The following is a 15,613-nucleotide window of genomic DNA, read 5'->3' as shown; positions in this document are numbered from 1 at the left end:
TTTCCTTCCTATTCAATTTGTCCATCTTTATAATTTAATTTAGATTTGATTTGCCCGTTTTCGTAATAGTTAATAACTTCCCCATTTAGTTTTCCATCTTTGTAATTTTCTTTAGATTTGGCTTGTCCATTATTGTAATAGAAAATCCTTTCCCCATTTTTTAATCCATCTTTATAATTTTCTTTAGATTTGGTTTGTCCATTTTCATAATAGACAACCCTTTCCCCGTCTTCTTTCCCGTCTTTATAATTTTCTTTAGATTCGATTTGCCCATTTTCGTAATAGGCGATAACTTCTCCATCTTTTAATCCATCTTTATAATTTAATTTAGATTCGATTTGCCCATTTTCGTAATAGGCAGTCGTTTCCCCATTTTTTAATCCATCTTTATAATTTCTTTTACGTTCGATTTGTCCATTTTCGTAATAGCCAATAACTGTTCCTGTGTATGGAGTTTTTTTATTTATTTTATAATACACACCATTTCTGTTTTGTAATTGCTCTTCATTAATTGATTTCCCATAACTCATTAAACTTATAATAATTATTAATATTAATAATATTTTTTTCATTCTCCTCCTCCTTTTTTTAAGTTTAACTTTTAATTTCTATCTTTAATTATTAACAACCTCCTTGGATATTTAATTTATCATGTTGCCATTTTATTTTTTATAATATATATATATTATACTCCATTTCCTTTTTATAAAAAAAATACTAAAAGATTGTGAATTGAAAAATATAGAACATTATTAAAACCTCTAGAGAATATATTATCAAGTATTTTACTCATTATTGTATTTTTAATTGTTAGAAAGAATATCGCAGACAAAAATTGGAAAACTACTAACAGAAAAGGACGTTAAATTTATAACGTCCTTTTAAGCTTAATTTTATTAATTTTTTAAATAAAGGCCACGCAAAAATTATTTCAACGACACCTAATCTTCTAATTCCCTGTGACATTTCATCTTTTCAATAGATCCATAATCTTCACTATAATTACTGATGATTTTTAATATTTCTACTCCATTATTCATCCTTGCTATACGTTCCGGAGTTCTTTGGGAATTATTTCTTATATTGAAATCTGCTCCATAATCTGAGAGAATCTGAAAAATTTCGATATTGTCTATCTCTGCTGCAATATGGGCAGGTGTTTCACCTTTTTTATTTCTGGCATTTATATCCGCTCCTATATCCGCTAAAACATCAACCCCGTAAACATTTCCCATTTTTACAAGTTTATGAAGAAATGTATTTCCCTCTTCATCTCCAGCATCTAAAGTTTCAAAGTCAAAATTTTTCAAAAAATCATCTAAATTTTCTTCGTTTAAATATTTTAAAATTTCCATAAATTCTCCTTAAAGTTCTTTACACATGAAAACAGTGTATTTTAATTTTCTATCAGTCTGTATAGGGAAAAATCCTCTTTTGCTATGAAATTTAATTGTATTTTCAAATTTCAAACTCTCAATATATACCTTATTAAATCCCAGTTCCTTTAAAAATTTTTCTCTTAAATCGCATATCTTCTGAGCAAATCCCCTGCCCCTGTAATTTTTACCTACGTTTAAAAGTTTTGCTTCGGGATTTCCATCTCTCATGGCGATGCTTCCGCAGGCTACCACCTCATCCATTTTATTTTTAAAATAGATAAGCAGTCCTTTTTTACTCCTCTCGATAATTGCTTCGGGGGTTCTCGTGGATACAAGTTTCTCTATTTCATCCTTGGAATATTCTCCCTCATTACTCTTTCTGTAATTTTCAGTAACGAGGCTGCAGATTTTTTCTGCCTCTCCATAGGAAAGGTCTTCAATTTTTTCCCCGAAATTATTTAAAAAATGGATGCTGAACTCCTCTGGAAGTTCTTTTGTATGATTTTCTACAATTTTATTAAATTCTTCTTCCAGGTTATTTATTATTTCTTCATAATGTTCCCCGCTGTTTTCATCACAGAAAACCTTTTTAATTTCCAGGGCATAGGTTATTGTCTGAGAAGAAATTTCTGTAATAAATTTCAAAAACTGCCCCTTCCCCTTGAAGATATCATTTTCTGCAGTATAATTTTCATGCCCTTCTATTTCCATTTTTGATAAAAGACCCAAAAATTTATCTATATCCTTGGAAAATATATCCCTTGGAAGTTCTGTTGTCCCCAGATTAAACAGGGGGAGATTTCTTCCTGCATAGGCATCCCTCTTGTGGTTATAGGAGTGGATATCATAGACATAGATCTTTTCATACATAAATTCCAAGGCCTTAAGAAGTTCTTCTACCACTGAATAAAACTCATTATACTTGGCCAGAGACCCTTCTTTTTCTTCCTCAGTAAGTTCTGTATTCCAGACTTTTTTCCCCCATGCATCCTCATAGATACAGCTGTCTTTATCTCTGTTAAGATCATATTCATATCTGCTGTCCAAAGCTATTATTTTTATGGGGAAATTCTTTATAAATGTATCTGTATAGGGATCTTCCTCCTGCCATCTTTCAAATTCCGAAAGGATGCACTTAGACCGGATCTCCTCCCTCAGCTTATGTCCTGCATGGATAGCTCCACCCATATAAGGTACGTAGCTTTCCACCTCTATATAGAAACCTTCCGACTCAGAAATTCCTTTAAAAGTTCTAAAGTTTCTGATATTGTCAATAATTTCGCTAGTCCTCAATCTTTCCACTGAACACCTCTTTTTTAAATAATCTTCTTCTGTTGAGTCTGAATTCTTTCACATTGAAAAATTCCTCTATCTCATGAACCTTTTCCTCTACAAAATCTATAATATTTTTTTGGATCTTATTTTTACTCATTTTATTGATATTTACTATTCCTCCGGGACTTTGAACATTGACCTCGATGAGTTTTCCGGCAATAATATCAAGGCCGACTAGATAAAGCCCGTCCTGGACAAGTTTTTTTCCTATCCTTCTGCACATCTTCAGATCATGGTCTGTAAGTTTATACTTTTGGGCAGTTCCTCCGGCATGTATATTGGATCTGTTATCCGTTTCCGACGGTACCCTTCTGTAAGCTCCGATGGGCTCGCCGTTTAACATCATTACCCTTACATCGCCATTTTCAGCTTCAGGGATATACTCCTGCACAATCACATAGTGCTTGCCGGTCTTTCCGTTTATATAAAAATCCAGAAGGGAACTCAAGTTTTTGCTGGCACTTTTTTCAATGACGATTACCCCGCTTCCTCCATAACCGTCAAGGGGTTTTAAGATCATTCTTTCCTCAGTTGATTTTTCTATTATCCCCTTTAAGTATTCGGTATTTTTTGATACATAGGTTTTTGGAAGAAATTCATCCTCCGGATCATGAAAAGTAGTTGTGTAAAGCTTGTTGTTAGCTTTTCTGATACCGTCTATATCATTTACTATAAAGACCTCATCCTTAACTGAATCCAGAAAATTAAGCATGATAGAATCTACAGGGGGATCCTTTCTTAAAAATAATGCATCAAATGCATTTATGGGCATCATCTTCTCGTCAAATTCCATCCTTTTGTGGAAACTCGTAAAGCTGTTCAGTGCATAACTTTCTTTTTTTAATACCTTTACAAAACCATAAGTTATATTGTCTCTGATAGTAAGGTTATAAGGGTATAAAATACCCACATTATGCCCCCTTGCACAGCATTCGTGAATCATTCTTAGTGTGGAATCCTTAGATGGATTTAAATTTTCCCACTCATCTATAATAAAACCTATATTCATTTTTACCTCCATAATACAGCATTTATACTGTTAACTTAATTCATATAAAATATAACAAAATAGTCATAAACAACCATATAATATTTTATGCAATCTAAACTAATTATTAGATTAGTATGATATTTTATGTTTTTATAAACAAAAAGTCAATACAATTTTTATGGGGTGTAAAATTTAAAAATAAAAGTCAAATAATGTTGATATTAAGGCTGAAAAAAAAGTTAAAAAAAATCTTTTATTTTTATTTGTTTTATAGTATTATATTTTTGTCTAAAAGAAGAGAGCTCTGAAAACAACCTTAATATTTCAAAGATCGTTATAAGGGGAAAACTTCTTAAATAAATAAAAAAAGGAGAATAGCTGATGAATTTAGAAGAATTAGAGGAAGTTATGACTAAAAGGGATTATGAAAATTATATGGAACTTTGTGAAGAAGATCATGAAAAATTTACACAGGAATGGTTTGAAACAGAGGATCTGAAGCAGGAAATACTTGAAAAATACGGATTGGATAATCCTGAGGATCCATATGAAATTGAATTAAGAGATGACTATGACTATGACTACGATGATTATGAAAATTAAAAGGAATATTTAAAAATTCGAACTTATAACCCTCCTCCTGCACCTAGAAAGATCTAGTTCTGTAGGAGGATTTTTTTTCTCTCCCAAGTGGCTCAAAAATTAGCTGCTCTCTGGCTTAAATTTGCATTGACCCTTCTAGTTTCCCTCAAAATAGACATATTTATGGTATACTTAGAGTAGGGAATAATTTTAAAATTGATAAACGGAGGTAGTTTCATGAATAAAAATGAAATCCTAAAAAAATTAAAAGAAAATAAAAATATTTTTGAAGAATATGGAGTCGAAAAAATAGGATTATTCGGATCTTATGCCTTTGGGAAAGAAACCAGCGAAAGTGATATAGATATTTTAATTAAATTAAAAAAAGACAAAATGTATAAAAACTACTGCAAAACCAAATATTTTTTAGAAGATTTATTTCATAAAGATATAGATTTAATTACTATTAATCAATTTGAACAAGAATATAAAACGAAAGTTGCTAGAGATAATCGAGATAAAATTAGAAAAGAAATATTGGAGAGTGTTATTTATGTCTAGAAGTAAACATTATTATAATTACATTGTAGATATAATTGAAAAAATAAATAGAATTAAATCTAAAATAAAAGATGTTGAATTTGAAGAATTTATTGAAAATAACGATTTACAAGAGATTATTGAATATAACTTAATGATTATAGGAGAAGCTATCTCTAAAATACCTAGCGAAATTTTAGAATTAGAAAAATATTTAAATATTATGGCTAAAAATGAGAACATAGACTAAAATCATCCCCTCCTGCACCTAGAAAGATCTAGTTCTGTAGGAGGATTTTTTTTTATAGTCATAGGTATTAGGGTGTTAAAAAAAATCTTTTATTTTTTAAAATTTTTGTAGGAACTGATTGTTTTTTTTAGTATATAAACAGTGCATAATATTATTTTTAAAAAGGAGCAAAAAATATGAAAAAAATTGTTTTTTTATTTTTTATTTTATCTTTTATGTCATTTAGCTCATTTACCCCGTTCAACCATAAAAAATATAACTTTACCCTGGAGAAGATCTCACTTTTAAATATTGATTTAAGTGAAACAATCGGCGGGAGAAAATATTTTGAGGGAGTTGTTAAAAATAATACGGATAAAAAAATTTTAAAGGCAGAAGTTACTGTTATGTTTAAAGATAAAGATACCCCGTATAGTGTTGTGGGGAAAATGAACTTCTATAACTTAAAACCCAAAGAAAGCTCTACTTTTTCCGGGCAGAGTGTTTATGTGAATAATATTCAGGGGGAAGATTTCAGAGTTAAACTCAGTGAAATTATTATGGAAAAATAATGGTTTATAAAAAAAGGTTCTCAGAATATTTATTCTAAGAACCTTTTTATTTTTTAGATGGTATGGTGCTCATTTAATATCTCTGTAGAATCTTTTAAAATGTCCAGGTACTGGGCGATATTATAGGAATATGGGTTTGCCAGATTACACTTTGCCAGCTTTCCTCTGAATTTGGAGATGGAATCATAGTTGTTTTTATCCATCCATTGTGACAACCCTAGCAGAAGTTCTTGCACTACATCCTCATTATCTTTGTAAAAAGCGCTTACTATTTGGACTGCAGGAGCTCCCACAAGGATCATTTTAATTATATCATCGCTGGTTATTATCCCTGTTCCTGCACAAATATCCGCCTCTATATTTTTAAAGGATGTCCCGATAAATTTCAGAGAGTGGCTGTTTTCATCCAGGTGGCTGATATTCCATTGAATTTTGAATTTTTCATTTTCCACGTCTATTTCAGGCTCTATGAATTTATTGAACAGCAGAAAACCGTCTGCACCGGCCTCTTGAAACTGCTTTATCATATTCAGGCAATTTGTATAATAGGGAGAAAGTTTCACGGAAACGGGGATCTTAACTGTTTTTCTCACTTCCCTTAGAATATCCACCTGCTCTTTTTCGATCTCACAACTGGTTTTTTCAAAACTCTCAGGGGAGTAAAACAGGTTGATCTCCATTGCATCTACCCCGGTCTCCTCTATCTTTTTTGCATATTCTATCCAGCTGCTTTTGTTTATTGCATTCAGACTGGCTATCACCGGAATAGAAAGATTTTCTTTGAATTCTTTCAACTTTAAGATATGGGATTCAGGTCCGAAATCGTCAATCTTAGATGACGGATTTATCATTTCGGCATTTCTCTCCTCATACTCATTCAGCTCCTCGCTTACCTCTAAATTTTCAAGCTGGATGTCCTTTTCAAAAATAGTTTTGTAAACCACAGCAGCAATTCCGTTTTTTTCCTGTTTTTTCACAAAATCCAAATTTCCAGAAAGAGTGCTTGCACCCATGATAATCGGATTCTTTAATTCAATTCCCATATAGCTTGTTTTCAAATTTGCCACACCTACCACCTCACCTTTTTTATTTATATATCTGTTATACATTTTACTGAAATTCATAAATAATTCCTTTTTATTAATTTCTAAACCACGGATAAAATTTGAAAAACAGGTTTAACAGAGGTTTTAGGGAATTTTGTACACTAAGTATGAAGATAAAAAGGATGCGGCACCCCAGATCTGGGGTGCCGCATATCAAGACCTTATAATTTTCTACCCTTATATGTTGTATGTAAGAGAACATGAGCCTTATGCCCGTTAGGTTCCCCTAAGAACTCTTCATATAATTTAATTATTGTGGGGTTTTTATGGGAAGATCGATGCTCCTTATCACTGTCTATGGTATATAGGGCATCCATTCTTTTTTGTTTTGTTTCTCTGGTTTTTTCTATGGGCTGTCCTCCGCCGCCGATACATCCTCCGGTACACCCCATTATTTCAACGAAGGTATAATCCGATTTTCCGGCTCTGATTTCTTCCATTACTTTTTTAGCATTTCCTAATCCATGGACAACTGCTATCTTTATTTCATTACCATTTATATTTACAGCAGCTTCTTTTATTCCATGCATTCCCCTTACTTCTTCAAATTCTAATTTTTCCAGCTCTTCTTTAGTAAGTATTTCATATACACTTCTAAGTGCAGCTTCCATTACTCCGCCACTGGCTCCGAATATTGCCCCTGCTCCCGATGCTATTCCAAATGGAGCATCAAATTCTTCTTCTTCCACATTGGCAAAATCTATTCCCTGGGATTTTATTAGTCTACCTAATTCTCTGGTTGTCAATACAGCATCTACATCTGGGAATCCGTATGAATTCATCTCTTCCCTGTTAGCCTCAAATTTCTTTGCTGTACATGGCATTATTGAAACTGTAAAGATCTTAGACGGGTGAATTCCTAACTTTTCTGCATAATAGGTCTTGGAAATTGCTCCGAACATTTGCTGAGGCGACTTACATGTGGATAGGTGTTCTAACAGGTCTTCCCCGTGTCCTTCTATATAGTTTATCCAACCAGGACTGCACGATGTAATCATAGGTAATTTTCCGCCATTTGTGATTCTGTCGATCAATTCATAACCTTCCTCTATGATGGTCAGGTCTGCTGTGAAATTGGTATCAAATACCTTTTCAAATCCTATTCTTTTAAGACTGGATACTATCTGCCCCTCTGTGATACTCCCGGGTTCTAAATTAAATAATTCTCCTACACTTACCCTTACTGCAGGTGCTATCTGAACTATTACATGTAATTGTTCATCGTCTATTGCAGTCAAAACCTTATCTATACTGGACTTTTCATAGATTGCCCCAACTGGACATACCTTTATACACTGGCCGCAGAATACACACTCTGTTTCATGTAATTTTCTGTCGAATCTAGGTATAAATTCATATTCTGCTCCTCTGTTAGTTGCAGCTAAAACATCTACATTTTGCACGTCCCTGCAGACATCGGCACATCTTCCGCATTTTATACATTTAGAATAATCTCTTACTATAGAGCAGTTAAAGTCATCTATTTCATGAGCTTCCACTATATTTTCATCTAAACTGTTGTTTGAAATATTAAATCTCTCACACAGGTCCTGTAATTCACAGTTACCATTTCTATCGCATTTTAGGCAGTCCTGGTTATGATTTGCTAATATTAATTCCAAAACACCTTTTTGAGTATCTCTTACAAATTTTGTATTTGTCTTTATCTTCATCCCTTCCGATACCTTTGTAGAACAAGCTGCGACTAAACCGCCCCAGTCATTTTCAACTAAACATATTCTACAATTTCCTTTTACAGTTTGATCTGGATGGTGACACAGGCTAGGTATTTTGATATGTATTTTCTTTGCTGCTTCTATTATTGTTGTACCCTTGGGCACTTGAACTTCTTTATTATCTATTATAAGGTTTACCACTTGTTAGACCCCCCTGGTTTATAATTAACTATGTAAATTTATAATGCCTTTATTTCATCTATAGAACTGCAGAGTTCCGGTGAAAAATATTTTATAGCTGTCAGCATTGCAGTTGCCGCTGTCTGCCCCAATCCACAGAAAGATGCATCTGTCATTATCCTGGAGATTTTTTCTATATTTTTTAGATCTTTAGTTGTTGCAGTTCCTTTAGACATTTTATCCAATAATTTTTTCATCTGTCTTTTTCCTTCCCTGCATGGAGTACACTTTCCACAAGATTCATGGAAGAAGAAATAACTTACCGATTCTAAAAATTTAATAACACTCTTAGTCTCATCAGCCACCAAAATAGCCCCCGATCCGATCCCGAACCCTTCAGCTTCCAGATCTTCATAGGTATATTTTGTATCGATATATTTTTTAGGCATCAGCGGTCCTGATACTCCGCCTAACTGCAGGAATTTAATATCTTTATCTCCTACGATCCCTCCACCGATATCGTATATTATTTCTCTCAGACTCATTCCAAAGGGAATCTCATATGTTCCCGGTTTCTTTACATTTCCGCAGAGGCTGATCATCTTAGTCCCTATACTTTTCTCAGTTCCGTATTTTGCATAGTTAACAGCACCCATCTTTAAAACGGTTGCAACTATTGCCAATGTTTCTACATTGTTAGACTGGGTTGGTTTTCCCATATATCCTGCAACACCGATTCTTGGCGGTTTCATTCTGGGTCTCCCTGCCTTACCTTCCATAGACTCTATGAGAGCCGATCCTTCACCGCATACATATGCACCGGCACCTGAAAACACCTTTATGGAAAAATCAAATCCTGTACCCAGGATATTTTTTCCCAGGTAACCATTTTCTTCTGCTAATTTTATGGCTTTTCTTATCTTGTCGTGTAAGAATTCATATTCTTCCCTTATATAGATAAAACCTTCCTTGGCTCCAAATGTATATCCGGAAATAGCCAGTCCTTCCAATACCTTGTACGGGTCTTTAACCAATAACTCTCTGTCTTTAAAAGTTGCCGGTTCTCCCTCATCTGCATTACAAAGAACATATTTGACGTCGGCATGAGTTTGTCTTCCGCCATTCCATTTTTTACCTGTAGGATATGCAGCCCCTCCCCGACCGCGTAATCCGGAAATATTCAGTTCATCGATTATGAAATCTTTTCCTTTTTCCAAAGCATTTTTCAATCCCTGGAATCCGCCATTTTCAATATATTTATCTATCTGCTCTACTTTATATGTATTAAAGTTTTCAGTAATTACTTTCTGAGTTCTATTCATGGGTATCACCTCTTAATTTACTCACTATACTTTTTATCTTGCTTTCTGTTAAATTACCGTAGACTACTTTATTGACCCTCATAGCCGGTGAAACGTCACAGGCACCAAAACAAGGTGTATACTCCAGGGTAAACATCTTGTCCTGGGATGTTTCTCCTACCTGAATCCCAAGTTCACTTACCAAAGCATTTTCAATGAGATCTTTATCTGTTATCTCACATACCGTACTGTTGCAAAGTTGGATGAAATATTTACCCTTAGGTTTGTCATTCAATGCAGAAAAAAATGTTATTACCTCATAGATCCTGGTTTTAGAAATTTTCATTTCTGCAGCTATATATTTAGCCATCTCTTCAGAAATATATTTTTCCTCATTAAGTTTTTGTACTTCCTGCAATATAGGTATTAAAGAACTGTCCTTATACTCATATTTTTTTAATATTTTGTTTACGTCAAAAATATCTGCTGTCACTTTTTGCCCCCTTAGTAAAACTCTTTATTTGATTATCTTGCACAATAATTTAAGATTGTAGTTCGATCTTTTTGATTTTAAACGTAGACCGAAATAATTCTTTTTGTAATAAAACAGATTGTTAAGAACGGAAATAAGAGTTAATTTTAGCTTTATTTTAATATTTCCACCTTCTGTTATATACTATGAAAATAAATTTGTCAATCTTAATTATATATTTTTTTAAACTTTTTGTCCTATTTGTTGGTATAAACGGCGAAATTTTTAAGCTTATTTTTAGATAGTGTGAATTTTTACACATGTTAAATAAAAATAAAAAATAAAAGACCATCATTTAGACCAGGTTTATCTGGTCTAAATGATGGTCTTTTTATAAATTAATTTTTTAAAATTTCCTTAAGTTCCATCAAATCAGAGATAGTATAGGTAGGTTCTATCCCTATCTCATTGAGATTCATAGCAGGATTAAACCAGCATGTGTCTATACCAAAATTTATTCCACCCTGGATATCGGATGTCAGGCTGTCCCCTACCATCAATACCTTATTCTTATGGGTATAGTTAATATTATTTAAAGCATGTTGAAATATTTCCGGATTTGGCTTAGATACTCCTATCTCTTCAGAAACCACTATATCCTCAAAGTATTCTGCAATAACGGACTTTTTTATCCTGTTGTCCTGAACTGCACTGAGACCATTTGTAATGATGGTAAGCCTGTAATCTTTAGTTAAATCTTTAACAAGCTCGAGACTTTCTTCGTATAAAAAAGATGCCTGGGAGAGATATTTCATAAATAATTTTGCAAATTCAGCCTCATCAAATTGGATATTCAGTCTCTCCGACAATCGTTTAAATCTTTCTGTTTTTAGTTTTTTCTGGGTGATAAGCCCGTCCTCAAGTTCCTTCCAGATAGCTGTATTTATTTCCTTATAGATCTTAAAATGATGATTTTCCTGGTATTCTATACCGAAATCAATGATGGTATTTTCAAAAGCTTTCTTTTCGGATTTTTTGAAGTCGAATAAAGTTTCATCTGCATCAAATATTATAATTTCATATTTCATGATAATCACCCCTATAGTTATTTTTTTAATTATAACATGACAACTATTAAAAGGGGAAATTCTGTTAAATTTGATCTCTTTAAGATAAAAAAAAACAAGGATAGCTGTTTTAGCTGATTAAGAGAAGAGTTAGAAGAGATAATTTTTTTAAAAAAATATTCACTGCACCAAAACCTATCTAAATCCCTGAATATATTATATACTTTAAAATAAATTATAAAAAAAGTTGATTTATATATTGATTTTTTATAATGTTTCTGCGATTTTTTTAAGATAGAAAGCGGAAATTATGAAAGATACAGGAGGAAGTTTAAAATGGAAGAAAAGGGTTATGGGTTTGCATTTTTAGCGGGGATTACTTGGGGAACCATTGGGATCATCTCATATTATCTGGGAGAAACGGGAGTCGGCCCCTTTGAAATAACATTTTTAAGGTTATTTTCTGCATTCCTTCCTATGTTTATTTTTTATGCTGTAAAAGATAAAAAAAAATTAAAGATAAAAAAAGAAAATATTAAACATTCTCTTTTAATTGGGATAATAAGCCAGGGTATAATGGGGATAGGAATGTACCAGTGTATTGTCAGAACCTCTGTAACTGTTGGTGTAATCATGTCATGCACAGGTCCGCTTTTTACAGCCCTCCTATCCAGGATATTTTTTAAGGAAAAGATCACCCCCTTTAAAGGGTTATCTCTGACTCTGGGATTTTATGGAGCGTTTTTAATTGTCACAGGGGGAGACATATCAGTTTTAAACACAAATAAAGTTGGACTTCTTATGGGAGCAGTGTCTGGACTGGCCTATGGATTCTTTCCCATATTAAGTAAAAGAATCCCCAAAGGCTCAAATTCCTCGGGGATCCTCATATACAGTTTTTTAATTGGAGCGGTCTTTGTAATTCCCATGCTGGATATAAAAGTTTTAATAGGGGCATTAAGTTTTGAGATGGTAGGATTTTCCCTGATGCTGGGTGTTGTTTCTACCATTTTAGCTTATGTTTTTTATACTAAAGCACTTGAATTTATCAGTCCCACAAAGGCAGCTATTGTATCTTTAGTAGAACTTCCCACAGCTGCTATTATAGGTCATTTGTTCTTAAAAGAATATCTTTATCCTGTAAATATACTGGGAATCTTTATCTTATTGACAGGGGTAATAATTTCTAAAATAAAACTTCCTGCAAGAAAAATCAATTTACATGAGAACTCCTAATTTTAATTAGGAGTTTTTTTCTTTACCTACTGTTTTTATCTACTCTTATCTTAATGAATTTTTAAAATTAAATTTTATCTTTTTTTACAACTTTAAAAGATAGGCTTTCTCCTGCTACACCGACATCAACTGTATCCCCATCTGCCACATCTCCCTGTAGAATAAGCTTGGCTAAGTTGGTTTCTACTTCCCTCTGCAGATACCTTTTAATAGGTCTGGCTCCGAATTTTACATCGTAAGATTTTTCTATAATATAATCTACAGCCTCTGCCGTAAAGCTGAGGTCGATGTATTTATCTTTCAGCCTTTCATTGATCTCTTTTATCAATAATTTTATTATATTTCTTACACTTTCTTTACCCAGTGCTCTAAACACTATGATATCATCGATCCTGTTTATAAATTCAGGTTTAAAACTGGCCTTCAGTCTGTCGGTCACAATTTTTTTGGTGTCTTCCCCCACCTGGGGATCCTCGACTATATACTCACTGCCCAGATTACTTGTCATTATAATAAGGGTATTTTTAAAATTGACAACCTTTCCTTTGCTGTCGGTGAGGCGGCCGTCATCAAGGAGCTGGAGTAAGATATTAAATACATCTGGATGGGCTTTTTCTATCTCATCCAATAATATCACAGAATATGGTTTTCTTCTCACAGCTTCCGTAAGCTGTCCTCCCTCCTCATACCCCACATAACCTGGAGGAGCTCCTATGAGTCTGGTTACAGAAAATTTGTCCATATATTCACTCATGTCTATCCTGACTATATTTCGTTCATCATCAAATAAATTCAAAGCAAGGGTTTTGGCTAAATAGGTTTTCCCCACACCGGTGGGTCCTAAAAATACAAAGGATCCCATGGGTCTGTCCGGATCGTTGAGCCCTGCCCTGGCACGGATAATAGATTCTGAAATGCTTTTTATAGCTTCCGGCTGTCCGATTACCCTGGATTTTATACTGTCTTCCAGATGAAGGATCTTCTCTTTTTCCCCCTCCATCAGTTTATTTACCGGGATACCGGTCCAGGAGCTTAGTGTTTCTGCTATTTCATCTCTGTCTAAGACTTCCTTTACCAGTCTGCTGCTGGTTTTTTTACTGGTCTCCATCTTTTCTTCTTCCGCTTTTAGATCTTTTTCCAGCTGAGGCAGTTTTCCATATTGTAATTCAGCCAATTTTTGTAAATCGGCTTCCCTGTTGGCTTTTTCGATCTCCAGCTTTGCTTCCTCTATCTGTTCCTTTATCTGCTGCACCCTGGTTACATCATTTTTTTCCAGATTCCATTGGGCTTGAAGGACTGATTTTTTATCATTTAATTCAGCCAGTTCCCGCTCAAGGTTATTCAGCCGTTCCAGGCTCCCCTTATCTTTTTCTTTTTTCAGGGATTCTTTTTCTATCTCATACTGCATGGCTTTTCTGGTGAGCTCATCCAATTCTGAAGGCATAGAATTCATCTCTGTTTTTATTTTACTGGCTGCCTCATCGATGAGGTCGATTGCCTTATCGGGTAAGTTTCTGTCTGTGATATACCTGTCACTGAGTATTACAGCCGATACAATTGCACTGTCGCTTATTCGAATCCCGTGATATACCTCGTATTTTTCCTTCAATCCCCGGAGGATAGATATACTGTCTTCTATTGTTGGTTCATTTACCAGGATTGTCTGGAATCTTCTTTCCAGTGCACTATCTTTTTCTATGTATTTTCTATACTCATCTATGGTGGTAGCACCTATTACATTTATTTCTCCCCTGGCCAGCATGGGTTTCAATAAATTTCCGGCATCCATGGCTCCCTCTGTTTTTCCGGCTCCTACAATGGTATGAATCTCATCTATAAAGAGGATAATCTTTCCCTCACTTGCTTCCAGTTCCTTAACCACAGCTTTCAGCCTTTCTTCAAATTCACCTCTGAATTTTGCCCCGGCAATTAAAGCTCCCATATCCAGGGAAAATACGGTTTTTTCCTTTAAGTTATCCGGAACATCCCCTTTTACGATCCGTTGTGCCAGCCCTTCCACCAGGGCTGTTTTCCCGACACCGGGATCCCCGATCAACATTGGATTATTTTTAGTTCTTCTGGATAAAATTTGTATCGATCTTCTTATTTCAACGTCTCTGCCTATGATGGGATCTATCCGGCCTTTTCTGACTTCTTCACACAGATCACTGCCGTATTTATTGAGGACATCATAGACCCCTTCTGGATTTTGACTGTTTACCCTTTGATTTCCTCTGACTTCTTTCAGGGCTGTTTTAAAATTTTCAATATTTATTCCCTCTTCTTTTAAAATTTTATTTTCAAGGAGTGATATAAACAGATGTTCGACACTTATATAGCTGTCCCCCATTTCTTCAGCTGTTTTTTCAGCCTTATTCAGGCTGACGTTCAGGTCTCTGTCCATATAGATATTATTTGGATTAAGAGTGTCAACTGTGGGAAAATGATTGAGATCTTTCTCGATCCTGTCTATCAATGCCGGGGTATTTTTCCCCATCTTTTCCAATAACTTTGGTATAAGTCCGTTCATCTGACCGATTAAAGCCAGGATCAGATGCTCATTTTTTATATTGGTATGCTTATATTTCAATGCAAATTCATGGGCTGCTGACAGTGCTTCTAGACTTTTTTGTGTAAATTTTTCTGTGTTCATCTCCTGACCTCCGTAAATTTTCTTAAAAATCTTACTCCCTTTTTTTTTACTCCATTGAGAATAAAAATCCTTCCCTTTTTTCTTATTTTTTGAAAGGGCGACAGAAGTACGATCTTTAGGTTATAATTAAAATAAAAATATAGAGGCAGAACAATGAACAAAGATTTAGACTAACTATATGAAGTCAAGTAAAAATAATTGATTTTTTTTAAAGTCAAGTTTAAAAAAAATGGCATTACAAAAAAAGGTGCTAAGATTTTAAATTTTTTAAAAGTTAACTGCAGATGAATTTTT

At 33.9% G+C, this 15,613-nt stretch carries 15 protein-coding genes; 5 read left to right on the top strand and 10 right to left on the bottom strand.

What is annotated here, in order from left to right; all coding sequences use genetic code 11:
- Window positions 1–8 precede the first annotated feature (8 nt).
- From DYH56_RS04595 to gshB, 4 genes are all read right to left on the bottom strand, one after another.
- Entirely contained in the window at window positions 9–572 is a 564-nt protein-coding gene (locus tag DYH56_RS04595; protein WP_114641690.1) for a toxin-antitoxin system YwqK family antitoxin, read from the bottom strand.
- A gap of 369 nt (window positions 573–941) precedes the next feature.
- Window positions 942–1,355, bottom strand: coding sequence for an ankyrin repeat domain-containing protein (locus tag DYH56_RS04590; RefSeq protein ID WP_114641689.1), 414 nt, complete (start codon window positions 1,353–1,355; stop codon window positions 942–944).
- A 9-nt stretch (window positions 1,356–1,364) separates the two neighbouring features.
- Window positions 1,365–2,681 (bottom strand): GNAT family N-acetyltransferase, encoded by a 1,317-nt coding sequence (locus tag DYH56_RS04585; RefSeq protein WP_114641688.1) that lies wholly within the window; start codon window positions 2,679–2,681, stop codon window positions 1,365–1,367.
- On the bottom strand, window positions 2,662–3,723 hold the full coding sequence (gene gshB / locus DYH56_RS04580) for a glutathione synthase (protein WP_114641687.1): 1,062 nt from the start codon (window positions 3,721–3,723) through the stop codon (window positions 2,662–2,664). Before gshB ends, DYH56_RS04585 begins: the two co-directional genes overlap by 20 nt.
- 363 nt (window positions 3,724–4,086) lie before the next feature.
- Between gshB and DYH56_RS04575 the strand changes: the two genes are divergently transcribed.
- From DYH56_RS04575 to DYH56_RS04560, 4 genes are all read left to right on the top strand, one after another.
- Window positions 4,087–4,308, top strand: coding sequence for a hypothetical protein (locus DYH56_RS04575; RefSeq protein ID WP_114641686.1), 222 nt, complete (start codon window positions 4,087–4,089; stop codon window positions 4,306–4,308).
- Between the two features lie 216 nt (window positions 4,309–4,524).
- The gene (locus DYH56_RS04570; protein ID WP_114641685.1) at window positions 4,525–4,848 is read left to right on the top strand and encodes a nucleotidyltransferase family protein; all 324 of its coding nucleotides are present in this window, start codon (window positions 4,525–4,527) and stop codon (window positions 4,846–4,848) included.
- Window positions 4,841–5,077, top strand: coding sequence for a HepT-like ribonuclease domain-containing protein (locus DYH56_RS04565; protein WP_114641684.1), 237 nt, complete (start codon window positions 4,841–4,843; stop codon window positions 5,075–5,077). The genes DYH56_RS04570 and DYH56_RS04565 overlap by 8 nt, the downstream gene beginning before the upstream one ends.
- A gap of 176 nt (window positions 5,078–5,253) precedes the next feature.
- A complete protein-coding gene (locus DYH56_RS04560; protein WP_114641683.1) occupies window positions 5,254–5,628 on the top strand; it encodes a hypothetical protein in 375 nt (124 codons plus the stop codon).
- 53 nt (window positions 5,629–5,681) lie between these two features.
- Here the strand turns inward: DYH56_RS04560 and DYH56_RS04555 are convergent, their stop codons facing one another.
- The 5 genes from DYH56_RS04555 to DYH56_RS04535 all read right to left on the bottom strand — a co-directional run bounded on the left by DYH56_RS04555 (window position 5,682) and on the right by DYH56_RS04535 (window position 11,451).
- Window positions 5,682–6,752 (bottom strand): dihydroorotate dehydrogenase-like protein, encoded by a 1,071-nt coding sequence (locus tag DYH56_RS04555; RefSeq protein ID WP_114641682.1) that lies wholly within the window; start codon window positions 6,750–6,752, stop codon window positions 5,682–5,684.
- A gap of 143 nt (window positions 6,753–6,895) precedes the next feature.
- On the bottom strand, window positions 6,896–8,611 hold the full coding sequence (locus tag DYH56_RS04550; protein WP_114641681.1) for an NADH-dependent [FeFe] hydrogenase, group A6: 1,716 nt from the start codon (window positions 8,609–8,611) through the stop codon (window positions 6,896–6,898).
- A 38-nt stretch (window positions 8,612–8,649) separates the two neighbouring features.
- On the bottom strand, window positions 8,650–9,912 hold the full coding sequence (locus DYH56_RS04545) for a complex I 51 kDa subunit family protein (protein ID WP_114641680.1): 1,263 nt from the start codon (window positions 9,910–9,912) through the stop codon (window positions 8,650–8,652).
- Window positions 9,905–10,384 (bottom strand): complex I 24 kDa subunit family protein, encoded by a 480-nt coding sequence (locus tag DYH56_RS04540; RefSeq protein WP_114641679.1) that lies wholly within the window; start codon window positions 10,382–10,384, stop codon window positions 9,905–9,907. The genes DYH56_RS04545 and DYH56_RS04540 overlap by 8 nt, the downstream gene beginning before the upstream one ends.
- 377 nt (window positions 10,385–10,761) lie before the next feature.
- The gene (locus tag DYH56_RS04535) at window positions 10,762–11,451 is read right to left on the bottom strand and encodes a YjjG family noncanonical pyrimidine nucleotidase (protein WP_114641678.1); all 690 of its coding nucleotides are present in this window, start codon (window positions 11,449–11,451) and stop codon (window positions 10,762–10,764) included.
- 315 nt (window positions 11,452–11,766) lie between these two features.
- Here DYH56_RS04535 and DYH56_RS04530 point away from each other — a divergent pair, with 315 nt between their 5' ends.
- Window positions 11,767–12,666, top strand: coding sequence for a DMT family transporter (locus DYH56_RS04530; RefSeq protein ID WP_114641677.1), 900 nt, complete (start codon window positions 11,767–11,769; stop codon window positions 12,664–12,666).
- Window positions 12,667–12,733: 67 nt separating this feature from the next.
- On the opposite strand, the gene clpB is transcribed toward DYH56_RS04530, so the two are convergent.
- Complete coding sequence (gene clpB, locus DYH56_RS04525; protein WP_114641676.1) at window positions 12,734–15,319, bottom strand: ATP-dependent chaperone ClpB; 2,586 nt, start codon at window positions 15,317–15,319, stop codon at window positions 12,734–12,736.
- Between the last annotated feature and the right edge of the window lie 294 nt (window positions 15,320–15,613).

This window comes from Psychrilyobacter piezotolerans, from assembly GCF_003391055.1.
Lineage (GTDB): Bacteria > Fusobacteriota > Fusobacteriia > Fusobacteriales > Fusobacteriaceae > Psychrilyobacter > Psychrilyobacter piezotolerans.
The sequence above is the reverse complement of the archived record's forward strand: the minus strand, read 5'-3'. Positions and strand labels throughout refer to the sequence as shown.

Excerpts from the sequence above, each read along its gene's own strand:
- DYH56_RS04595 (WP_114641690.1), bottom strand. The coding sequence starts at position 572 with ATGAAAAAAATATTATTAATATTAATAATTATTATAAGTTTAATGAGT.
- DYH56_RS04590 (WP_114641689.1), bottom strand. The coding sequence starts at position 1,355 with ATGGAAATTTTAAAATATTTAAACGAAGAAAATTTAGATGATTTTTTG.
- gshB (WP_114641687.1), bottom strand. The coding sequence starts at position 3,723 with ATGAATATAGGTTTTATTATAGATGAGTGGGAAAATTTAAATCCATCT.
- DYH56_RS04575 (WP_114641686.1), top strand. The coding sequence starts at position 4,087 with ATGAATTTAGAAGAATTAGAGGAAGTTATGACTAAAAGGGATTATGAA.
- DYH56_RS04570 (WP_114641685.1), top strand. The coding sequence starts at position 4,525 with ATGAATAAAAATGAAATCCTAAAAAAATTAAAAGAAAATAAAAATATT.
- DYH56_RS04565 (WP_114641684.1), top strand. The coding sequence starts at position 4,841 with ATGTCTAGAAGTAAACATTATTATAATTACATTGTAGATATAATTGAA.
- DYH56_RS04560 (WP_114641683.1), top strand. The coding sequence starts at position 5,254 with ATGAAAAAAATTGTTTTTTTATTTTTTATTTTATCTTTTATGTCATTT.
- DYH56_RS04555 (WP_114641682.1), bottom strand. The coding sequence starts at position 6,752 with ATGAATTTCAGTAAAATGTATAACAGATATATAAATAAAAAAGGTGAG.
- DYH56_RS04545 (WP_114641680.1), bottom strand. The coding sequence starts at position 9,912 with ATGAATAGAACTCAGAAAGTAATTACTGAAAACTTTAATACATATAAA.
- DYH56_RS04535 (WP_114641678.1), bottom strand. The coding sequence starts at position 11,451 with ATGAAATATGAAATTATAATATTTGATGCAGATGAAACTTTATTCGAC.
- DYH56_RS04530 (WP_114641677.1), top strand. The coding sequence starts at position 11,767 with ATGGAAGAAAAGGGTTATGGGTTTGCATTTTTAGCGGGGATTACTTGG.
- clpB (WP_114641676.1), bottom strand. The coding sequence starts at position 15,319 with ATGAACACAGAAAAATTTACACAAAAAAGTCTAGAAGCACTGTCAGCA.